The sequence below is a fragment of the Actinoplanes aureus genome (genome assembly GCF_015704865.1).
Taxonomy (GTDB): domain Bacteria; phylum Actinomycetota; class Actinomycetes; order Mycobacteriales; family Micromonosporaceae; genus Actinoplanes; species Actinoplanes aureus.
Window position 1 is genome coordinate 43080 of the sequence record NZ_JADQTO010000028.1, and the last position, 19409, is coordinate 62488.

General features: G+C 70.0%; 22 protein-coding genes and 1 tRNA gene. 7 read left to right on the plus strand and 16 right to left on the minus strand.

The annotated features are described in order from the left end of the window. Nucleotides 1–673 precede the first annotated feature (673 nt). From I4J89_RS39525 to cmk, 5 genes are all read right to left on the minus strand, one after another. Nucleotides 674–1549: a nucleotidyltransferase family protein gene (locus tag I4J89_RS39525; protein ID WP_196419330.1), complete on the minus strand. Its 876-nt coding sequence runs from the start codon at nucleotides 1547–1549 to the stop codon at nucleotides 674–676. A gap of 262 nt (nucleotides 1550–1811) precedes the next feature. Beyond that, on the minus strand, nucleotides 1812–2774 hold the full coding sequence (locus tag I4J89_RS39530) for a tyrosine-type recombinase/integrase (RefSeq protein WP_196419331.1): 963 nt from the start codon (nucleotides 2772–2774) through the stop codon (nucleotides 1812–1814). 116 nt (nucleotides 2775–2890) lie between these two features. After that, nucleotides 2891–2964: transfer RNA gene (locus tag I4J89_RS39535), tRNA-Pro, on the minus strand. 51 nt (nucleotides 2965–3015) lie between these two features. Further along, complete coding sequence (der, locus tag I4J89_RS39540; RefSeq protein WP_373688198.1) at nucleotides 3016–4422, minus strand: ribosome biogenesis GTPase Der; 1407 nt, start codon at nucleotides 4420–4422, stop codon at nucleotides 3016–3018. Between the two features lie 23 nt (nucleotides 4423–4445). Beyond that, nucleotides 4446–5126, minus strand: coding sequence for a (d)CMP kinase (gene cmk / locus I4J89_RS39545; RefSeq protein WP_196419333.1), 681 nt, complete (start codon nucleotides 5124–5126; stop codon nucleotides 4446–4448). Between the two features lie 115 nt (nucleotides 5127–5241). Here cmk and I4J89_RS39550 point away from each other — a divergent pair, with 115 nt between their 5' ends. Further along, nucleotides 5242–5904 (plus strand): enoyl-CoA hydratase-related protein, encoded by a 663-nt coding sequence (locus I4J89_RS39550; protein ID WP_196419334.1) that lies wholly within the window; start codon nucleotides 5242–5244, stop codon nucleotides 5902–5904. 68 nt (nucleotides 5905–5972) lie between these two features. Here I4J89_RS39550 and I4J89_RS39555 read toward each other — a convergent pair whose 3' ends face one another. The 3 genes from I4J89_RS39555 to I4J89_RS39565 are packed head-to-tail and all read right to left on the minus strand — an operon-like array spanning nucleotide 5973 to nucleotide 7609. Next, the gene (locus tag I4J89_RS39555; protein WP_309238676.1) at nucleotides 5973–6452 is read right to left on the minus strand and encodes a MarR family winged helix-turn-helix transcriptional regulator; all 480 of its coding nucleotides are present in this window, start codon (nucleotides 6450–6452) and stop codon (nucleotides 5973–5975) included. A 25-nt stretch (nucleotides 6453–6477) separates the two neighbouring features. Next, on the minus strand, nucleotides 6478–6948 hold the full coding sequence (locus I4J89_RS39560; RefSeq protein ID WP_196419335.1) for a deaminase: 471 nt from the start codon (nucleotides 6946–6948) through the stop codon (nucleotides 6478–6480). Nucleotide 6949: 1 nt separating this feature from the next. Then, the gene (locus I4J89_RS39565; protein WP_196419336.1) at nucleotides 6950–7609 is read right to left on the minus strand and encodes a GTP cyclohydrolase II; all 660 of its coding nucleotides are present in this window, start codon (nucleotides 7607–7609) and stop codon (nucleotides 6950–6952) included. A gap of 274 nt (nucleotides 7610–7883) precedes the next feature. Here I4J89_RS39565 and I4J89_RS39570 point away from each other — a divergent pair, with 274 nt between their 5' ends. Both I4J89_RS39570 and I4J89_RS39575 read left to right on the plus strand, forming a co-directional pair. Next, nucleotides 7884–8621, plus strand: a complete 738-nt coding sequence (locus I4J89_RS39570; RefSeq protein WP_196419337.1) for a hypothetical protein — start codon at nucleotides 7884–7886, stop codon at nucleotides 8619–8621. Nucleotides 8622–8748: 127 nt separating this feature from the next. Next, nucleotides 8749–9078 (plus strand): hypothetical protein, encoded by a 330-nt coding sequence (locus I4J89_RS39575; protein ID WP_196419338.1) that lies wholly within the window; start codon nucleotides 8749–8751, stop codon nucleotides 9076–9078. Here I4J89_RS39575 and I4J89_RS39580 read toward each other — a convergent pair. Genes I4J89_RS39580 through I4J89_RS39590 form a run of 3 tightly spaced genes read right to left on the minus strand, consistent with a single transcriptional unit; the run spans nucleotide 8979 to nucleotide 11620 of the window. Beyond that, nucleotides 8979–10346, minus strand: coding sequence for an MFS transporter (locus tag I4J89_RS39580; protein ID WP_230860394.1), 1368 nt, complete (start codon nucleotides 10344–10346; stop codon nucleotides 8979–8981). The genes I4J89_RS39575 and I4J89_RS39580 overlap by 100 nt on opposite strands. A 29-nt stretch (nucleotides 10347–10375) precedes the next feature. After that, nucleotides 10376–10993 (minus strand): DUF6518 family protein, encoded by a 618-nt coding sequence (locus I4J89_RS39585; RefSeq protein ID WP_196419339.1) that lies wholly within the window; start codon nucleotides 10991–10993, stop codon nucleotides 10376–10378. A gap of 24 nt (nucleotides 10994–11017) precedes the next feature. Continuing rightward, a complete protein-coding gene (locus tag I4J89_RS39590; RefSeq protein ID WP_196419340.1) occupies nucleotides 11018–11620 on the minus strand; it encodes a CGNR zinc finger domain-containing protein in 603 nt (200 codons plus the stop codon). A 68-nt stretch (nucleotides 11621–11688) separates the two neighbouring features. Here I4J89_RS39590 and I4J89_RS39595 point away from each other — a divergent pair, with 68 nt between their 5' ends. After that, nucleotides 11689–12078, plus strand: coding sequence for a RidA family protein (locus I4J89_RS39595; protein WP_196419341.1), 390 nt, complete (start codon nucleotides 11689–11691; stop codon nucleotides 12076–12078). Nucleotides 12079–12212: 134 nt separating this feature from the next. On the opposite strand, the gene I4J89_RS39600 is transcribed toward I4J89_RS39595, so the two are convergent. Beyond that, nucleotides 12213–12665, minus strand: a complete 453-nt coding sequence (locus I4J89_RS39600; RefSeq protein ID WP_196419342.1) for an HIT family protein — start codon at nucleotides 12663–12665, stop codon at nucleotides 12213–12215. A 43-nt stretch (nucleotides 12666–12708) separates the two neighbouring features. Further along, a complete protein-coding gene (locus tag I4J89_RS39605; RefSeq protein WP_196419343.1) occupies nucleotides 12709–13584 on the minus strand; it encodes a DMT family transporter in 876 nt (291 codons plus the stop codon). A 75-nt stretch (nucleotides 13585–13659) separates the two neighbouring features. On the opposite strand from I4J89_RS39605, the gene I4J89_RS39610 reads away from it, so the two are divergent. Beyond that, nucleotides 13660–14085, plus strand: a complete 426-nt coding sequence (locus tag I4J89_RS39610; protein ID WP_196419344.1) for a YybH family protein — start codon at nucleotides 13660–13662, stop codon at nucleotides 14083–14085. Here I4J89_RS39610 and I4J89_RS39615 read toward each other — a convergent pair. Both I4J89_RS39615 and I4J89_RS39620 read right to left on the minus strand, forming a co-directional pair. Beyond that, nucleotides 14075–15019, minus strand: a complete 945-nt coding sequence (locus I4J89_RS39615; RefSeq protein ID WP_196419345.1) for an LLM class flavin-dependent oxidoreductase — start codon at nucleotides 15017–15019, stop codon at nucleotides 14075–14077. The genes I4J89_RS39610 and I4J89_RS39615 overlap by 11 nt on opposite strands. A 65-nt stretch (nucleotides 15020–15084) precedes the next feature. Continuing rightward, a complete protein-coding gene (locus tag I4J89_RS39620) occupies nucleotides 15085–15669 on the minus strand; it encodes a TetR/AcrR family transcriptional regulator (RefSeq protein ID WP_196419346.1) in 585 nt (194 codons plus the stop codon). 92 nt (nucleotides 15670–15761) lie between these two features. On the opposite strand from I4J89_RS39620, the gene I4J89_RS39625 reads away from it, so the two are divergent. Then, nucleotides 15762–16721: an NADP-dependent oxidoreductase gene (locus tag I4J89_RS39625; protein WP_196419347.1), complete on the plus strand. Its 960-nt coding sequence runs from the start codon at nucleotides 15762–15764 to the stop codon at nucleotides 16719–16721. 647 nt (nucleotides 16722–17368) lie between these two features. Here the strand turns inward: I4J89_RS39625 and I4J89_RS39630 are convergent. Then, nucleotides 17369–18628, minus strand: a complete 1260-nt coding sequence (locus I4J89_RS39630; RefSeq protein ID WP_196419348.1) for an alpha/beta fold hydrolase — start codon at nucleotides 18626–18628, stop codon at nucleotides 17369–17371. 317 nt (nucleotides 18629–18945) lie between these two features. On the opposite strand from I4J89_RS39630, the gene I4J89_RS39635 reads away from it, so the two are divergent. Then, the gene (locus tag I4J89_RS39635; RefSeq protein ID WP_196419349.1) at nucleotides 18946–19134 is read left to right on the plus strand and encodes a hypothetical protein; all 189 of its coding nucleotides are present in this window, start codon (nucleotides 18946–18948) and stop codon (nucleotides 19132–19134) included. Nucleotides 19135–19409 lie beyond the last annotated feature (275 nt).

Below are 19409 nucleotides of genomic sequence, written 5' to 3' on the forward strand. Positions count from 1 at the left end.
ACGCCGCCCTTCCGGGAATAAGTGATACTGGACGCACCCAGCAGTCCCCACTCATGACGATTCCATCGGAATTGGATGTCATGCTGGACCCTTTGAGAAACAAAAACGAAAGGGCAATTTCCCTGCACCCATCGAGCCTCATCCAGCATGAGCAAGCACGGGGGCGTGACCCACGAAGCGCCGCGGCTGCCGGGAACCTCTGGCACGCCTGCGCGGCGCCTCAAGCCAACCGCCTTGCCGATGCGATCGACAGCATCCGCGGTGCCAAGCCGATCAGGACCAGCACAGCCCTCGACGAAGTCGGACACACGGACCACACATCCGACGCTATGAGGATCATCGAGCTTCGCCACTGTCCGAGCAGCGCCGACCGCTGAAACGTGCGCTGATTTGCCGCCGCCGAGATGCTCCGGCCCTGCCGTCCACGCCACCGACAGCTCACGTGACGTAAGTCACATGGATCTCCGCTGAGCGCGTTTCCCCAGCTCAGCTCCCTGAGCCACGAGAGATCGTAAAACGTGAGTAAACCAGTGGTCGAAGATCCACTTACTGGCGCTCCAGGGCGTTTGCCCTGGTAGATGGCTCCCCGAATTGGACTCGAACCAATAACCTGCCGGTTAACATGTTCGGCTCCAGAACGGTTTCCGCAGGCCAACGCGTTTATTCAACGAGCTCAGCTCCGCAGCCAGTGTAGCTCCTTCAGTCTGTCCATCGACGTAGGGAGCACCCGCAGCGCGTGAATTTCACCGCGCTTAGTTGGGTGAACGACCTCGATCCACTCGCGGCCACCGTAGTCCGTGAAGCACCATTGCATCGCTCGTAGGTAGCGCAGCGAGAAGCCGGCGTAGTACGGCGTTTCTCTGGCACGGACGTCCCGTCCATGCAGATGCAACTCAGCAGGGTCAACGCCACGATCGATCAGGTACGCAAAGACGGCGCCGGCCGCACGGTATAGCGGGCTGGGCGGCTGCCAGCGATCCCAAAGGTGGTCCTCGACCACGGGATGGGCAAAGTGACGTGGTTCCGGTTCCGGGAGTGTCACCCGTTCCACGGTGATGGCGCCAGATTCGATCGCGGCGATGAAGTGCTCGCGATGAAAGCGGGGCAGCCAGCGGTCAAGCCCTTCGAACTGCGGCAGCATTGCATGCCGCTCGGCCCTGCCCGCGTCCGGATCAGCCTTGATCTCGGTGAGGCGATCCATCGCGGCGCTCAAGTCATCGCCACGACGCCAGAGCAGCGTCATCGGGAAGTCGGCTTCCTCATGGCCGTTGAACTCGAACTGCACCAAGCGTTTGCGTCCCACCAACGGCTGACGAAACCGCAGGTACGGATCGCGGCCGGCGCTCAACGCGTCGACGAACCAGTTCCTCCACCGATCATCCCGATCTACCTCCAGATCGAGGTCGACATCGCCTGGCTGCAAGGCTCCGCGTGCGAACGAGCCGAAGACGTACACCTCGCGGACCAGGCTCAACGGCCACTCCCCCTGGCCCTCAACGAGACGTCCCAGCACCTCCTCGACCAACGCCACCGCCCGCGAACGCTCCATGACCTCCACCATCTCCGCTATCGGCCGCACCCCGTAGATCGACCGAACCACGCTCGGGCGAAGCCGTGCAGCCCACTTTCGTGTGGCCCGGCCTCGCCCTCGCTCGCGGCGGTGCACACCTTGACTACATAAAAGGGCACGTAGGCCCCTGCCGCCGGTCCGCGACCTCATCATCAAGCCGCGAACCTCCACTCCGGAAGATGTCTCCGGTTGTCCCCGGTAGTCCTCCCCCTCTCCACGGACAGGCGGCCGAGACGCTGGCTCAGACCTTCTCGCCGATGCCCATCTGGGTCTGCAACTCCTGCGCCCGCTCCGCCGCGGCACTCGCCCCGTACCGGCGTGGCATGTCCTCCGACGCCCAACCGAGCAGCAGCATCAGGTCACCGGTGTTCCCGCCGGCCTTGTGCCACTCGTGCGCGAAGTTGTGCCGCCACCGGTGCGCGTGCGCGTTCGTCACGCCCGCCGCGGCCCCGCGCCGTTTCAGCATGATTTTGATGCCGTTCGGCGCCAGCGGCTTGGCACCTCGCTCCGCCAGCCACAAGTGAGCAACGTCGGCGGCGCCCTTGCGTTTGGCGCGGGCTCGCAGATAGCGGGCCAGTGCCCGGGACGTCTTGGGCCCGAATCGCACCCGGCGGTCCTTGGCGCCTTTGCCGTGCAGGTGTACCGACTCGCCGTTCATGTCCAGATCGGTCAACAGCAGATTACCGATCTCGGACAGGCGGGCGCCGGTGTTGTAGTACAGCCGGATCAGCGCCTCGTCGCGCAACGCTAGGAATGACTTGCCCTTGGTGGAGTCGATCAGTTTCTTCGTGTCGTCGTCGCCCATGATCGGTACGAGTTTCTGCGGGGTCTGCGGTTGCTTCACCCGGGCCATCGGTGACTTGTCGATCTCCTCCTCTTCGAGGAGGTACTTGAAGAACTGCTGCAGTCCCTTGTGTTTGTTCAGGGCGGTCGCCGGAGATCGGGTTTCGATCATCCAGGATTGGAAGAACTCGCAGTGCGCCTTCGTCACCAGAGTGGGGTCCTGGGCGGCGTCGTCGGCGTCCGGGTCCGGTGATTCCTCGCCCAGATATCTGGCCAGTTGGGCGGCGGCCAGCAGGTAGTTGTAGCGGGTGGTCTCCGGGTGATTCGCAGCCCGCAGGGTGCGGTCCCAGTCGCGCAGGAAGCCGGCCCAGTCGCCTTTCTCCAGGCCTTCGCACAGTCGGTCGAGGTTCAGTAGGGGCATCTCTCGTCACCTGCCGAGTCAAGGGGTCTACAAGCGGCGTGCTCGACCCGGCTGACGTCGCCAGACACGAAAAAGGGGTTCTCGCAAGTCTGTGACCTGCGAAAACCCCTACGCTGTCGGGCTGACAGGATTTGAACCTGCGACCCCTTGACCCCCAGTCAAGTGCGCTACCAAGCTGCGCTACAGCCCGATCTCGCCCCGAACCCCAGTCCGGCGCGACATCCTCTAAAGCCTACCAACCTCACCCATGCGCTTTTCCGCGACCCCCCGGCCCGGTCTTCTTCCGCGGCTTCACCGAGACCTCCACCGGAGTCCCCTCGAAGCCGAACTCCTCACGCAGCTTCCGCTCGATGAAACGCAGGTACCCGGTATCGAACGGACCCGTCGTGAACAGCACGAACCTGGGCGGTGCCACGCCTGCCTGGGTCGCGAACAGCACCCTCGGCGCCCGGCCGCCGCGCACCGGGTGCGGGGTGGCCTGGGTCAGAGCTGTCAGCCACTGGTTCAGCGCGCCGGTCGGGATGCGCTGCTCCCATGACGCCAGGGCTCGCCGGATGGTCGGCGCCAGCTTGTCGACCGCGCGGCCGGTCTTGGCGGAGATGTTGACCCGGACGGCCCAGGTCACCCGCTTGAGGTCGCGGTCGATCTCCTTGTCCAGGAAGAGCCGGCGGTCCGCGTCCACCAGGTCCCACTTGTTGAAGGCGATCACCAGTGCACGCCCGGCCTCGATCACCTGGGTGATGACCCGCTGGTCCTGCTCGCTGATCACCTCGCCGGCGTCCAGCAGGACGACCGCCACCTCGGCGGCCTCCACGGCGCCGGCGGTACGCAGCGACGCGTAATACTCCGTGCCCGAGGCCTGATGCACCCGCTTGCGCAGGCCGGCGGTGTCGACGAACTGCCACACCTCGCCGTCCATCTCCACCAGGCTGTCGACGGGGTCGACGGTGGTGCCGGCGACCGAGTCGACTACCGCCCGCTCCTCGCGGGCCACCCGGTTCAGCAGCGAGGACTTGCCGACGTTCGGCCGGCCGACCAGGGCGATGCGACGTGGGCCGCGCGGGCCGCCCTCGGTCACCGGTGGTGTGGGCGGCAGAGCCTTGAGAATGTCGTCGAGCAGGTCACCCGAGCCGCGCCCGTGCAGCGCCGAGATGGTGTGTGGTTCGCCGAGGCCGAGCGACCACAGGGACACGGCTTCGAGCTCTAGGTTCTGGTTGTCGGCCTTGTTCGCCACCAGGATGACCGGCTTGTGGCTGCGCCGGAGCATCTTCACCGCGGCCTCGTCGACGTCGGTCGCGCCCACGGTCACGTCGACCACGAACACCACCACGTCCGCCGTCTGCACCGCGATCTCGGCCTGGTTGGCGATCGCGGCCGCGCGGTCGCGCGCGTCCGGTTCCCAGCCGCCGGTGTCGACGACGGTGAACCGGCGCCCGTTCCACTGCGCGTCGTACGGCACCCGGTCCCGGGTCACGCCGGGCACGTCCTCCACGACCGCCTGCCGGCGGCCGATGATCCGGTTTACCAGGGTGGATTTGCCCACGTTGGGGCGGCCGACGACGGCCACGACCGGCACCGGGCCGGTGAAGGAGTCCTCGTCCGATGACGAGGAGGGAGAGAAGTCGAAACCGCCCTCGAAGTCGTTGATGTCCAGGCCGGCGGGAAGCTCAGTCACTTACTTACCTTGCTGTTGAGCAGTTCGAGGAGGTGCGCGACGACGTCGTCGATGCCCATTCCGGTGGTGTCCACCTCGATGGCGTCGGAGGCCTGCCGGAGCGGGTCGGCCGTCCGGCTGGAGTCGAGCTTGTCGCGGCGGGCCAGGTCGGCCTCGGTGGCGGCAACATCGGTGGCGTCCTCGGCGCTGCGCCGGGCGGCGCGGGCGGCGGCGGACGCGGTCAGGTAGACCTTGAGATCAGCGTCGGGTGCGACGACGGAGGCGATGTCGCGGCCCTCGACGATGATCCGTTTGTGTGCGGCGATGATCGTCTGCTGGAGCGTCACCAGGTGCTTGCGGACCGCGGGGACCGCGGCGACCGCGGAGACGGCGCCGGTGACCTCGGGGCCGCGGATCGGGGCGTCGACGTTGGTGCCGTTCGCCGCGAAGTGCGGTGCGTCCGGGTCGGTGCCGATGGTCAACTCGGTCTCGAGGGCGATCTTCGCGATCGCCTCCGGGTCGGTCAGGTCCACCCCGGCTTGAAGGACCGCCCAGGTCACCGCCCGGTACATGGCGCCGGTGTCCAGGTACACCCCGTCGAGGGTGGCCGCGAGCCGCCGGGAGACGGTGGACTTACCCGAGCCGGACGGCCCGTCGACGGCCACCACACACTGCTCCGGCCGTTCTTGAAGAGCCACCGTTCCTCCTACCGCCCCAGAACATCAACCCTCCCATTGTGCCCGCCGGTGCGGTCATCGACGAACGGGGGCATCTTCCGCTATGTTACCCGCAAGTAACTAAGGAGGAGCCTCAATGCCGACGCTCGACCGCCACGACGACGTCTACGTCCTCGATCTCGGCGACACCGAGAACCGCTTCCACCCCGACCAGATCACCGCCCTGAACACCCTGCTCGACGAGATCGAGCAGGCCACCGGCCCCGCCGCCCTGGTCACCACCGCCACCGGCAAGCACTACAGCCTGGGCCTCGACCTCGACTGGCTCGGCGAACACCCCGACGAGAGGATCGCGTACGTCAAGTCCGTACACGATCTCCTCGCTCGTCTGCTCGCCCTGCCCATGGTGACCGTCGCCGCCCTGCAGGGCCACACCTTCGCCGGCGGCGCGATGTTCTCGCTGGCGCACGACCTGCGCGTGATGCGCGCCGATCGCGGCTTCTGGTGCCTGCCGGAGGCAGACATCAATCTGCCTTTCACGCCCGGCATGAGCGCCCTGATCCAGGCCCGCCTCACACCGCAGGCCGCGCACGAGGCCATGGTCACCGCCCGCCGCTACGGCGCCGGCGAGGCCGCCGGCCTCGGCATCGTCGACCACGCGGTCCCCGAGGACACCGTGCTCAGCACGGCGATCGAGCTCGCCCAGGCGCAGGCGGGCAAGGCCGGTCACGCTCTGCGCATCATCAAAACCCGCCTGTACCCCGAGGTCCTGGAAGCCCTCGCCCTGTCCGAGATCTGATTCGGTACGCCCCACGCCGCACATCAAGCGAAAGAGGCAGTCCGCCCCACCGGCCACCCGAAAAGCGCTCAGGAGATCTGGTTCAGCGTCGGCAGCAGTTTCGCGGTGATCGCGCCCAGGCAGGCGACGTCCTCCTCGGTGAGGTGGTCGAAGACCAGCCGGCGCACCTCCTCGACGTGCCCCGGTGCCGCCGCCTCGAGTGCGGCCAGTCCGGCATCGGTCAGGTAGGCGATCTGCCCCCGCTTGTCGCTCCGGCAGGCCTGCCGTTCCACCCAGCCGCGCTGTTCCAGGCTGGCCACCGCGTGGGACAGCCGGCTGCTGGTGCTGCCGACGACCCGCGCCAGGTCGGTCATCCGCATCGCCCGGTCCGGCTCGTTACTGAGCATGGCCAGGATCTGGTAGTAGGCGTGCGGGATCCCGGTGTCCTCGCGCAGCTGCCGGTCGAGGGCGGCGGGCAACAGCATCAGCATCTGGGCGATGTTCACCCAGGTGCCGAGCTCCGCGCTGGTCAGCCAGCGCGGTTCGACATCGGGTCGAGTGTCGGTCACCACATCATCCTCGCCGATCTGCTGATCAGGGCGCGACCGCGGGAGCGAGCACGTGCGCGTTGACGTCCCGCACGTGCTGGGCGAGGTCGGGCAGTTCGAGGACCTCCACGCCGTACTCCCGGAGGGTCTCCACGCCGTCGCAGTCCGCGAACAGCAGCGGCTCGCGCAGCGCGAGGACCACCCGGCCGATCCCGGCGGCGAGCAGCAGGTTCGTGCACGCGGCGGGCCGGGAGGCGCGCATCGTGCACGGCTCGAGCGTCGTGTAGATCGTCGCGCGCGACAGATCCACCCCGGGAATCCTGGCGAGAGCGACCTCCTCCGCGTGGTGCGCGGGGTCGGTCTCGCCGGTGTAACCGGTGGCCAGCACGCTTCCGTCGTGGTCGACGATGATCGCGCCGACCGCGTACCGGGTGGGCACGAGCGGGGCCGTCCGGGAGACGGTGATCGCGGCGTGCATCCAGTGCCGGTCGGTGTCGGGCAGGGCGAGAGTGGTCATGTCAGCCCGCCAGCGGAAGGTCGATGGTGTGCGCGGTGTGGTCCCGCTTGGTGGTCAGGTAGCGCGCGTTCGCCTCGGACAGGTGCACGCCGGTGGGGATCCGCTCGGCCACCTCGATGCCGAGCGTCGCCAGCTGGGTGGCCTTGTCCGGGTTGTTGCTGAGCAGCCGGATCCGATCGGCTCCCAGGGCCGCCAGCATCTGCGCGGCGGGCGTGTAGTCGCGCTCGTCCTCGCCGTGCCCGAGCGCCAGATTCGCCTGGTAGGTGTCGAGGCCGGTGTCCTGCAACGCGTACGCGTCGAGCTTCGCGTACAGCCCGATCCCCCGGCCCTCCTGCCGCAGATACAGCAGGAAGCCACCGGTCTCGCTGATCCGTTCGACGGCCTCGCGCAGCTGTGGCCCGCAGTCGCAGCGCTCGCTGCCGAACACGTCACCGGTGAGGCACTCACTGTGCGGACGCACCAGCGGCGCCGGCCCGCCGATCGAGGAGTCGGCAAGCGCCGCCCGCCAGTCGCCGAGAGCGAGAGCGAGGTGCTCGCGGCCGTCCGCCAGGCCGGTGAAGGTGTGCACCTCCGCGCTCGTCTCGTACCCGTCCGGGAAGCGCAACGGAACGACGACCCGGGTGCGCACCCTGGCCAGCGGTGTTCCCAGCGTGATCGTCATACCAACCCCCATGTTGTTGAAGCCTCACCCAGCATCGTCCGCCGATGTTGAAACTTCAAGAACGAATGAGGTGGCGAACACCACCTCCTACCTCCGGCCCTCCGCGATCGGCACCAACCACCCCAACCCAAGAAATCCGGGCGTACGAGCCCCGGCAGTCCCGAAAAGCAACCGACACCTGCACCGGACCCGGTCGAACGGTCATCGATGTGTGCGGTTAGAGTGTCCCGCTTTGGCGGCCTCCGATATGGAGTGCCGGAGAACGGGGGATCACGTGAACAAGCGAATGATGCGAGGCGGCCTGGTGCTGGCCCTGAGCGCGGTGCTGGCGACGGCCGGCTGCGGCGGCGGCGAGACGTCCGGAGACAGCGCCGGCGGTGACACCAAGGCGTCCGACGCGACGGCGGCGCTCGTCGACGCGACGGCGAAGTTGCAGGAGCAGTCGTTCAAGGCTGTCATCGACATGGGCGACGCGGGCAGTCTCGCCGGTGTCATGGACCCGAAGAAGAAGGTCAGCGAGTTCGCCATGGAGAACAACGCCGACGGCGAGACCATGAAGACCGAGCTGCGGAAGATCGACGGTACGACCTATGTCCGGCTGACCATCCCGGGTGCGGACATCCCCGGCATGGACGGCAAGAGCTGGCGGAAGATGGACGGCCGGGGCGGCCCGGGCACGCTCGGTGACTTCGACGCCGCCCAGATCGCCAAGAGCCTGGAGACGGCCGCCGACGTGAAGTGGGCCGGCGACGACGCCGTGACCGGGACGATCGACCTCGCTAAGACCGGCAAGCAGCTGGGCCTGGCCGAGACCGACCTGTCCAAGCTCACCGAGAAGACCGTCCCGTTCCAGGCGAACTTCGACGGTGAGGGCCGGCTCGTCCGCTACTCGCTGACCATGCCGAAGGCCGCCGGCGCCGAGTTCCCGACGAAGATGGACGTCACCTACTCGGACTTCGGCCTGCCCGTCGACGTGAAGGCCCCGGCCGAGTCCGAGCTCGCGAAGGGCTGACGGCCCAGCTCACAAGGACCGGCCCAGCGCAGGCGGGGCTGCCCGGCCGGGCTGGTGCGCCGAGGCGTAGCAGCCCGGCCGGGCAGAAGCGCTGGCCACCAGCCCGGTCCGCGCCGATGATTGCGGCGTGGATTTCCCGCTTGAGTTGCTCGCGCCCTCCGTCGCGGCTCGTTCCGGGACGTGGGCGCGGCTCGGAGTCACATGCGAGGTCCGCCCGGTCGCTCCGAACTACGGCAAAGCGGTAGTGGTCTGCGAGTTCGAATCGGCGGACTGGCTGGGCAACCTCATGATCTGGGTCACCGGCGAGACCGAACTGGCCACGATCGACACCGTTCACGATCGCTCGGTCAACAAGCACTACGACCTGACCGCTCCCGCCGATCTCGACGCGCTGCTCGATGAGCTGGTCGCTCTGCTCGCCGACGGCCGCATCCCGGACGCCGCGCTGATCTTCTGAAGGGCGCACGCCTCTCCTGACGGGCGCACGTCGATGGGTGCCGGGATGATCAAGGTCGCGCCGGGAGACCGGATTCTCGGAGTGCGTCGGCGGGTGCCCTGGAACGGCGGCGGCTGGATACTGCCGGTTCGAGCAGGACCACGGCGAAGGCGGCGAGCGTCAGGCCGGCACCTGCCAGGGCGGTGCTGCGTACCCCGGCGGCGGGGATCAGGACGCTGCCGAGCAGGGCGCCGCCGGTGATGCCGATGTTGAAGGCGGTGGAGGTGCCGGCGGAGGCCATGTCGGAGCTGCTCGGCGCGGTTTCGAGGGCCCGGGCGCCGAGTCCGGCGGCCATCCCGGCCAGCGCGAAGCCGGAGAGCGCCAGGGTCAGCACGGCGGGCCGTCCGTGAGGTGCCGAACGCCCACTGGCCGGTCAGCGCCAGCACCTGGAGACCGATGAAACCGGCCATCGTCAGCCAGCCGTTGCGGCCGACCACCCAGCCCGCCACGAACACCCCGATCAGGCCGGCCAGGCCGCGGACGAACAGCAGCGGGCCGACCCCGGACTCGGCGAAGCCGCTGACGTCGGTGAGGAACGGGCTCACGTAGGTGAACATGGTGAACGACCCGCCGACCGCGAGAGCGGTGTAGACGACGATCGCCCAGTACCGGCCGGCGTCGGGTGCCGAACCGTGTGCGGTCTCCCGCTCGCCGGGCGGTGCGCTCGGCATCAGCACGACGAGGGTGGCCAGGATGAGCAGGCCGACGCCGGAGAGCGCGAGGAAGGCGACCCGCCAGCTGGTCTGCTGACCCAGCCAGGTGCCGGCCGGGACACCGGCCAGGGCTCCGACGGAGCTTCCGGCGTACAGAATCGACAGTGCTTGCGGGCGCACCCGCGCGCGGAAGAGGGCAGCGGCGGCCGGGCTGATGACCGCCCAGAAGATCGCCTGGCTGAGCGCCGTGACCACCCTGGCCGCCATCAGCGGCCAGTAGCCGTCGAGGAACGCGCACAGCGCGTTCGAGACGGCGAAGACCACCAGCAACGCGCAGAGCAGCGGTTTGCGCGGTACGCGCTGAGTGATCTTGGTGAGCGGCACCGAGGCGACGACCACCACCAGGCCGTAGACGGTCACCAGCAGGCCGACCTCGGAGACCGTTCGGCCCAGGTCGGCCGCGATCAGCGGGAGCACACCGATCGGCAGCGTCTCGGCGGTCACGTACATGAAAGTGGACAGCGACAGCGCGATGAGCGACAGCACCGCCGGGGCGCTGCCGAGCCGGGATCTCATGGGGCTTCCCTTTACCCGCCGGGTGGTGGCTATCGAAACCCGGCGGCGAGGAAGGCGGCGAAGCCGGCCAGCGCGAGCGGGACGGCCGCGGCGACGGCGAGCAGGCGCTGCCGGTTGGCGCGGGCGGCGAGGGCGATGACGAGTACGCCGAGCGCGGTGTTGATCAGGGCGTCCCAGATCGGGGCGGTGCCGTAGTCGGGGTGGCCGATCCGGTTGAGGTGCAGGGCGGCCTCGGCGAACAGGACGGCACCGGGCAGGGCGAGACCGGCGATCCGCCGCCGGCCGCGGTCGTGGGCCCAGGTGCCGCCGATGCCGAAGGCGACACCGGCGACGACGCCGAACGCCATCCACAGGAACGAGCTGGGTGCCCAGATCACCGCCCAGTCGTCGTTCTGGATGAGGGCGGCGGCGACGTAGTAGCTGGGCACGGCGATGACCAGCAGAATCGCGGCGGCGACCGCGGCGCGCAACCGGCCCGCGCGGATCCAGTAGCCGAAGGCGAACGCCGCCACCGCCCAGACGGCCGACGAGTTGCCGAGGTCGCCGAAGGGTGCCGGCACGTACTTGATCCACACGAAGTCGAGGAAGCCGAGCAGGAAGCCGGCCGGGACCACCGCGCCGGCCACCCGTCGAAGATCAGGTCGCATGGTCCGGGACGGTACCGCCGGTCGTCACGTGTCCGTGGCTCGCCGGGCGCGCAGGGCCCGCAGTTTGTGGCGGTTGCCGCAGCGTTCCATGGCGCACCAGCGGCGGGCGTTGGGGCGCGACGAGTCGACGAAGACCAGGGGGCAGTTGTCGCTGGCGCACTCGCGGATGCGGTCGGCCAGCGGGCCGGTCAGCAGCTCGATCATCTCGCGGGCCAGGGTCGAGAGGGCTTGCGTGGCGCGTACCGGGGTGGCCCAGCCGACGCTCGTGCCGTCGGCGCCGAGTTCGGGGACGAGCGGAGCCGCGGCGGCGGCCCGGTTGATGGCGGCGACCGAGGCCGGCGGCAGTGGAAGCCGGTCCGCGCGGGCGTGCGCGACGACCCAGACGGCCTGGCGCAGCGCCTTGGCCTCGGTGAGTTCTTCGGCGGTGACCGGGCTGGTCACGATCGCTGACAGCGGCGGGTGGGCGAGCCAGTCAGCCAGGTCGGCGGGCTGATGGAGGGTTTCGAATATCGCGTAGGGGCCCTCGCCGCCGGAATGGGCGAAGTCCAGGCTGACGGCTCCCGCGTCGAAGCGGAAGGACCCGCCTCGGGGGTCGGTCAGCACCCGTCCGGTTGCGCTTGCTCGCATGTAACCACTATAACTGGTAAATGAAAGACACCTGTTTAACCGGTGTCGCTGATTGAGGGGAGAGAGACATGAGCGTTCGGCACATCAACCCGAAGGGACTTCACCGCAGCCCGGCCTTCAGCCAGGCGGTCGTGGTCGAGCAGCCGACGAAGACGATCTACATCGGCGGGCAGAACGGCGTGGACGCCGACGGCAAACTCGTCGGCTCGACCGTCGGCGAGCAGTCCCGCCAGGTGTTTCGTAACCTGCGGACAATCCTGGAGAGCGAGGGCGCGACCCTGGGCAACATCGTGCACTGGCGGATCGCCGTGGTGAACGGGCACTCGTTCGACGAGGGCGTGGCGGCGTTCCAGGAGGTGTGGAACCGGGAGGATCCGCCGCCGGCGATCACCGTGCACGTGGTGGCCGCCCTCAACCCCGGCTTCCTGGTAGAGATCGATGCGGTGGCCGTGGTCTAGGTCGGTCCGTCAGCGCGACCGCCTGCCCGGCCCGGCGGTCGCGGTGCGGCCGGGACCAGGCAGAAGGTCGCGCGGGAGAGCGGGGACGGGCGGAAATCGGCGTGACGACGCTTGCGCGTACCCCAAAAGGGGGTTCAAAGAAGGGTGCGGACCGCGGCCGCGTCGGCGCGGAACTGGGTCTCGTCGAGCAGAGGTGGCGTGGTGGCGGGCAGCGGCCCGCCGTCGCCGATGTCGTCGGGGTAACGCGCCGTGACGTGGGTGTGCAGGTGTGGTTCCCAGTTGCCCATCGTCAGAAAGTTCATCTTCGCCGGTCGGAAGCAGTCGCGGATGGCGCGGGCGACGAGGATGACCTCCCGGTTGTACTGGTCGGCCTCACCGACGGTGAGGTCCATGGGTTCGACGACGTGGCGTCCGCGCCAGACGACTATCGCGTAGCCGCGGACGAAGGCGCGGCGGGCGAAGTACGCGTCGGTGACCTGGCCGGTGAAGATGCGCAACCCGAAGTCGATCTCGTCGGGGCGGCCGTGTGCACACCATCGGCAGCCGTCACCGGCCAACCGGGCCGCCCAGTCTCCCGCCCACGCCACGATGCCCGACGCTAGACGACAGTCACGCTGCGCGCTGCCCCGCTTACCGCATGCTGGGTTCGCGATCCCGTGGCCGGCTGCGCGACACGCCGACGCCGGCCAGGCACAGCGCGCCGCCGGCCAGGGTGAGCAGGCCGGGAACCTCGCCGAGCAGGAGCCAGGACAGGATGATCACCACGACCGGTACGGCGTAGGTGGTCGAGCCCATCTTTCCGGCGGTCGTGCGGGCGAGCGCGTAGGCCCAGGTGGTGAACGCGATCGCGGTCGGGAAGACGCCCAGATAGATCACGTTGAGGGTGGCGCCGATCGGGGCCTCGGCGATGTCGGTGATGAGCCGGCCGGCGAACGGCAGGCAGCCGACCGCCCCGATCAGGCAGCCGAAGGTGGTGGCCTGCAGGGCGGTCGCGTGACGCAATGCCGGTTTCTGGGCGACCACCCCGGCGGCGTAGGCGACCGCGGCGACCAGGCAGAGCAGCACGCCGAGGATCGACGCGTGACCGCCGTCGGACATGGACACGCCGACCACGACGGCGCCCGCGAACGAGACGCCGATGCCGGCGAGCAGCCGGGGCGGGTAGCCCTCGTGCAGCAGCCAGCCGGCGAGCAGCGCCATCACGGCCGGGCCGACGTTGACCACCATGGCGGCGGTGCCGGCGTCGACGAGCTGCTCACCCCAGTTGAGGGCGACCATGTAGAGGCCGAACCAGAGCACACCGGAGACGGCGATGCCCGGCCAGGCGGCACGCGGCGGCAGGCCCTGGCGGCGGATGGCCAGGAAGATCAGCAGGGTGACCGCGCCGGCGAGCAGCCGGCCCAGGGCGAGCGAGCCCGGGTGGAAATGCGGGGCCGCGGCCCGGATCCCGACGAAGGCCGAGGCCCAGAGGACGACGGTGACGGTGGCGGCGGCGATCGCGGGCATGCCTAGAGCCAACCGTGCCGGGCCGGTCGCGGGCTAGCGATATTCGGACGTCGCGTTCGGGGTACATCCCCAACCATGAATGGAGAAGCGGAACTGCGAGCCCTGGTGGAGGAACGTGTCGCCGCCGTGGCCGCCAAGGACCCGAAACCCCTCGCGGCGCGGCAGCACCCGGACGTGATCGAGTTCAACGTACTGCCGCCGCTGCACACGCACGGCAGTGCCGCCGCCGAGACCACTACCCAGGCGTGGTTCGACGGGTACGCGACCGACATCGGCTACGAGGTGCGCGACCTGCATGTGACCGTGGACGGAGACGTGGGCTTCTGCTCGTTCGTCTACCACGTCTCCGGCACGCTGAAGTCGGGTGGCGAGGTCGACATGTGGGTGCGCGCGACCCTCGGCTGCGTGCGGCAGGACGGCCGGTGGCTGATCGTGCACGACCACGAGTCGGTCCCGTTCGACCCGGCCACCGGTCAGGCGCTGCTCAACCTCACGCCCTGACCAGTCCGGCGTCCACTATCGCGTCGACGGCGTCGGCGCGGACCGCGTACCGGGTGATGCCCCAGCGCTTCTCGTTGCGGGCCATCGCCGCCCGGATCTCGTCGCCGGTGCCGATCAGCACGAACGGCGCCTCCAGCAGCTCCGGGACCGGCATCCCGAGGTTTTCCGCGTGCGGCGCCGCGGCCGCCTCCGCGTCGTCGGTGACCGCGACGATCTGCACCAGCGCCTCCAGCGCGGGCGGCTCCGCGCGGGTGGCCGCGCCGGTCACGACCTGCTCGATCTGCCGGTCGACCTGATCGGGACGCCAGCGCGCCTCGTGCCGGTGCCCGTCCTCGAGGGTGCGGCCCAGCCCGCTGAGCCCGACGATGTCCGCGTGCTGCCCGGCCCAGCGCAGGATCCGGGAGTTGGCGGTGCCGATGGTCAGCGGGATCCGGTCCTGGACCGGTCGGGGCTTGTCCAGGCGGGCCTCGGCCATCTCCAGCAGTGGCTCCCGCCTGGTCACCGTCTCCCCCGGCTCCCGCCTGGTCACCGTCTCCCCCGCGAGCAGGGCGACGACAGCCTCGGCGACGGCCAGGCAGCGGTCGACACGGCCGCGCACGTCGGGGCGCTCCCGGCCGATCGCCCGCCACTCGGCCGGGGTGTGCCCGGCGCCGAGTCCCAGCCGGGCGCGCCCGCCGGAGATCACGTCCAAGGTGGCGACGTCGGCGGCCAGGTGGATCGGCTCGCGGACGCCGGCGTTGGAGACGTAGGCCCCGAGCCGGATCCGGGTGGTGACCGCGGCGGCCGCGGCCAGGGCGACGCTCGGCGCCGCGCACGAGCCGGGATGGTCAGCGGCCTGCAGCGTGTCGAAACCGGCCTGTTCGCAGCGCTGCGCCAGGCGCAGCCAGGAGGCGGCGTCGGTGGGCTGGGCCTGCACGGAGAAGACCTGGGTCATGGGGGGACCCTGGCATTGGGGTGGCGCGTGGGGAAGGTTTTTCTGCGGTCGGCCGAACCGGTGCGTCAGGAATTCTCGGTGGGCGGGGGCACGGGCAGCGGGCGCGCGCCGTGCGGGCGCAGGCCGTCGAAGATGATCGCCAGGTAGCGGCGCCAGAGGTCCGGGCCGCCGTGCGGGGCGAATCCGGCCACATGGCCGGGCGCGCACATCAGCAGCGCGACGTCGGTGCCGGTGACGTCGGCACGGATCGCGCCGGCCTCGCGGGCTCGGCCGACCAGGGTGTCGATCTGGGCGAACATCGCGGCACGGGCGTCGGACAGCCGCTCGTTGACCGCGTGGGCCTCGCGCAGCACCGACAGGTCGTTCTGCTGCTGCCGCTCGGCGGCGAGGGTCAGGAACTCCAGCAGCGCGGCGCCCGGGTCGTCCGCCGTGGCCAGCCGTTTCCCGGCATGGGTCAGCGCGTGGACACGGTCCAGCATCACCTCGGCCAGCAGGTCGTCCTTGGTGGGAAAGTGCCGGAACACGGTGCCCTTGCCGATCCCGGCGCGCTGGGCGATGTCGGCGACCGACACGTCGAGTCCCCGCTCGGCGAACGCGGCCTCGGCCGCGGCCAGCAGGAGCGCCCGGTTACGGGCGGCGTCGGCGCGCATACCGAGATTCTATTAAGTTGACCGGGCGGTCCGCTTAGGGCTACCGTTTTGCTCGGAACATGACCGGGCGGTCCGCTTATCGGAGGTGCGAGATGAAGGCTGTTATCACCATGGGCTACGGCGCTCCCTTCACGGTCGCCGAGGTTCCGGTGCCACGACCGGGGCCGGGGCAGATCCAGGTCCGCATCGCAGCGGCCGCGCTCAACCCGGTGGATCTCAAGATCGCCGCCGGTGACTTGCGGCCCCTGGCGGAGCTGTCGTTCCCGCACGTGCCCGGCAACGACTTCGCCGGCACCGTCACCGAGGCCGGCCCCGGCGTGACGGCCTACCAGGTCGGCGACGAGATCTTCGGACACGCCATGCCACGAGCGCTGCGGCCGGTCGCCGGCCAGACCCACCCGTCCCTGGGCACCGGCACACTCGCCGAGTTCGCGGTGGTGGAGGCGGACACCCCCTTCATCACCCGACGCCCGCGCAGCGTCTCCGCCGCCGAGGCCGCCGCACTCGGCACCGCGGGCCTGGCAGCTCGCGCTCTCGCACTAACCGCAGCCGTCCAGCCCGGCGAGACGGTCCTGGTGATCGGCGCCTCCGGCGGTGTCGGCACCGCGTTGCTCCCGCTCCTGCCCGCCGCCGCCCGCGTCATCGCCACCGCCCACCCGGCCGACGCCGACCTGCTGAGCAAGCTCGGCGCCGACGACACCATCGGCTACGACGAGGCCACCTACCCGACCGGGGTGGACGTCGCGCTCAACCTGGCCCTCCCCAGCGACCAGCTGGCCGGCGTGGCCCGCGCGCTGCGCCCGGGCGGGCGTCTCTACACGATCACGTTCCCGGTCCCCCGCCAGGAGTGGCTCGGCCGAGACGACGTCTCCCTTCAACTGGTCCTCGACACCGAGGGCGAGCTGGGCGGCATGCGGGAGGTCGCCGAGCTCGCGGCGGAGGGTGCGCTGGTGGCGACTGTTGGGCGGACTTACTCGCTGGAGGAGGGGCCGCAGGCATACGCGGATCTGGCACAGCGCCACACGGTTGGCAAGCTGGTCATCCTTCCCTGACGGGGTCGGCGTTCTTGCCCGGGGCGCTGTTCGGGTGTGGCCGGCCGGGGTTTGGGGGGTTCGGGGTGGCTGAGCTGGCTGGGGCTGGGCGAGGGTCGGGTCAGGTGGCTCCGGCTGGGGGGGTGCAGGCGGCGTCCAGGGGCGGCGGGCCGGGCCGGGCACTGAGGCCGACCCGGGCGGCAGGGCCGGGAACCGCAGGGCCGGGCCGACGCTTAGGCCGAGCCGGCCGTCAGGGGGCGGGCCACGCGGGACGGCAGCGCGGGGCCGAGCCGCCAAGCCGAGCCGGACCGCCAGGCCGAGCCGAACCGCCAAGCCGAGCCGGACCGCCAGGCCGAGCCGAACCGCCAGGCCGAGCCGAACCGCCAAGCCGAGCCAGACGGTTAAACCGCGTTGGCAGGCGACAGGCGGCTGGGGCGAGAGGCCGGACCGAAAGGCGGGCGGCAGGGCCAGGCGCTGAGGCCGAGCCGGACAGCCGGGCCGGGAACCGCAGGGCTGGGCCGGCAGTCAAGCCGAGCCGGGCGGCAGGGCCGGGCCAAGCGGGGCACCCAAGCCGAGCCGGCCCGCCAGGTGGAGCCGGGCGGCCGAGCCGGGCGGGATCGTGGGCGGATTAGGGCGATGCCGCTGCCTGCCTTCGCCGGCGATGGGGGTCAGCAGCGGCCGGCGGCCATTTTCATTAGATGGTCGAGGACCTTTTCGCCGGATGTTCGGAGGCCGTCGTGTTCGAACTCGTTCGTTACCCACGTGCGCAGGTTGGGGACGGCTGCGGCGGTTTCCAAGGAGAGGCCGGCGTCGACGTACATGTCGTCGGCGTAGACAGCGGCGCAGATTGGGATCTCGTTGGTTGCGAGCCGGTCGAGGTCGTACAGGGGTGGCCAGTCGTCGGCGTCGGCCAGCAGGTTCGCGGCGGCGGCGAAGGGTTTCAGGGAGGTGATCTGCTCGAACATCCAGGGGTACATCATTTCGCCAGTGAACAGCAGCGGGTTGGCGTCGGCGGCGAACTCGGGGTGTTGGGCCATGGCACGGGCGGCGGCCCAGCCGGTTGGGCGGGAGCCCTGGCCGTAGGTGTATTCCTGCAGCGCGAAGAGTGGGGTGTCGATGAAACCGGTGGAGCGCATGACCTCGTACCGGAAGGTGTCCGACAGCTCGGACCCGTGCCAGGCCTCCTCGAAGAGCCAGTGCAGTTGGGCGTATCCGGGGCTCATGCCGAAGGCGTTGCCGAGCAGGCGCAGGCGATCGACGGTGAGCCGGTCGCCGTCGGGCAGGCGTACGTCGGTCGTGGACAGGTGGTCGGCGACGCGGCGCACGATGGCGGCGTCTTGAGGGAAAGCGCGGTAGAACTCGGCGTTCTTGGCGGCGACCCGGGGGTAGGTGCGGGCGTACACGTCGTCGGCGGTTGCGGTCAGGCCGGGCACGCCGCCGGTGATGTAGCAGGTGCGCAGGCCGTGCGGGGCCGTGGACAGGTAGGTCATGGTGACGAAACCGCCGTAGCTCTGGCCGAGCGTGTCCCATTTCTCCCCAGCTGCGACTCGGTGCCGCAGGATCTCCGCGTCGGCGACGATGCTGTCGGCGCGGAACAGCTTGAGGCGGGCGGCGAGTTGGTCGGCGGGCATGTCACGTACCGTGCGGGCGGAGATCGGCGTGCTGCGGCCGGTGCCGCGCTGGTCGAGCAGCAGCACCCGGTGGGTTTTGACCGCGTGGCCGATCCAGCTGTCGGCGGCCAGCGGCCGCGGGGACTTGCCGCCCGGGCCGCCCTGGAGAAACAGCAGCCACGGCAGGTTGTCGCCGAACCGATCGGAGGCGGTCACCTCACGGGCGAAGACCTCGATCGTGGTTCCGTCGGGCCGGCGATGGTCCAACGGAACGGTGACGGTGTGGTCGACGAAACGCAGCCCAGGATGCGCGATCATCCGCCGATGATGGCAGCTGGTGCGCCGGCTCGCTTGCTGCTGCCGCGTCTGAGAACGCTGAACACGCGGTGCGTTCCATGCGCCAGCGAGACAGCCACTGCTCCTTGCTCGGTGGTCGATAAGGCGGGGGTTTGCGGGCCGGCTGTGCCTGAGGGCTGTCACCGTGCCACTCGCACACGCGCACCAGGGGTACGCCGTTCTGCCAGCCTGGGGCCGAGCTTGGTTTCGGGATCGAATGCCGGGACGTGGCATTCATATGGCCGGTCGGGGTCTCGGCGGCCAGGAGTCAGTGGGCTGGGAGCGGGTATAGGTCGATCATGACTGACTACGATCCTGAGCAGTTCGCGGAGTTCACCACCCAGGACGGGCCGGGTTCGGCCGACGTCGAGCGGGTGGAGCATCCGGAGCAGGAGCATCCGGAGCAGGAGGCGCACGGCGGGAGCATGGCGCCGGGTCTCGTCGACCCCACCGGGCGCCAGGTTGCGGACCCGCCGCCGGGCCGCTGACCATCGCAGCCTGACGGGCCGGCGGCAAGCGGATCGCCTGCCTCCGCAAGCGGTGGGTCAAGCGACAGGGGCCGCGCAGCGGGCGCGACATACCGGTCGCGGTCGGCGCTGCGGGCAAGGGCAAGCCCGCGGCAGCGCGGCGGGCAAGGGCGAGGGCAAGGCAAGGGCAAGGCCGCGGCGGGCTCGTGGCGGGTTAGCGGCGGAGCGTGCGCGGCGGCGGGCGCGGCGGCGGGGGCGGCGGGCATCACATGTGTATCAGGGGTGGATTGGCATGG

Coding starts and splice junctions, on each gene's coding strand:
- I4J89_RS39590 (WP_196419340.1), bottom strand. CDS start 11,620: ATGCGAGCAAGCGCAACCGGACGGGTGCTGACCGACCCCCGAGGCGGG.
- I4J89_RS39630 (WP_196419348.1), bottom strand. CDS start 18,628: ATGATCGCGCATCCTGGGCTGCGTTTCGTCGACCACACCGTCACCGTT.
- I4J89_RS39635 (WP_196419349.1), top strand. CDS start 18,946: ATGACTGACTACGATCCTGAGCAGTTCGCGGAGTTCACCACCCAGGAC.
- I4J89_RS39595 (WP_196419341.1), top strand. CDS start 11,689: ATGAGCGTTCGGCACATCAACCCGAAGGGACTTCACCGCAGCCCGGCC.
- I4J89_RS39530 (WP_196419331.1), bottom strand. CDS start 2,774: ATGCCCCTACTGAACCTCGACCGACTGTGCGAAGGCCTGGAGAAAGGC.
- I4J89_RS39560 (WP_196419335.1), bottom strand. CDS start 6,948: ATGACCACTCTCGCCCTGCCCGACACCGACCGGCACTGGATGCACGCC.
- I4J89_RS39605 (WP_196419343.1), bottom strand. CDS start 13,584: ATGCCCGCGATCGCCGCCGCCACCGTCACCGTCGTCCTCTGGGCCTCG.
- I4J89_RS39585 (WP_196419339.1), bottom strand. CDS start 10,993: ATGCGACCTGATCTTCGACGGGTGGCCGGCGCGGTGGTCCCGGCCGGC.
- I4J89_RS39625 (WP_196419347.1), top strand. CDS start 15,762: ATGAAGGCTGTTATCACCATGGGCTACGGCGCTCCCTTCACGGTCGCC.
- I4J89_RS39610 (WP_196419344.1), top strand. CDS start 13,660: ATGAATGGAGAAGCGGAACTGCGAGCCCTGGTGGAGGAACGTGTCGCC.
- I4J89_RS39620 (WP_196419346.1), bottom strand. CDS start 15,669: ATGCGCGCCGACGCCGCCCGTAACCGGGCGCTCCTGCTGGCCGCGGCC.
- I4J89_RS39565 (WP_196419336.1), bottom strand. CDS start 7,609: ATGACGATCACGCTGGGAACACCGCTGGCCAGGGTGCGCACCCGGGTC.
- I4J89_RS39525 (WP_196419330.1), bottom strand. CDS start 1,549: ATGGAGCGTTCGCGGGCGGTGGCGTTGGTCGAGGAGGTGCTGGGACGT.
- I4J89_RS39550 (WP_196419334.1), top strand. CDS start 5,242: ATGCCGACGCTCGACCGCCACGACGACGTCTACGTCCTCGATCTCGGC.
- I4J89_RS39615 (WP_196419345.1), bottom strand. CDS start 15,019: ATGACCCAGGTCTTCTCCGTGCAGGCCCAGCCCACCGACGCCGCCTCC.
- I4J89_RS39580 (WP_230860394.1), bottom strand. CDS start 10,346: ATGAGATCCCGGCTCGGCAGCGCCCCGGCGGTGCTGTCGCTCATCGCG.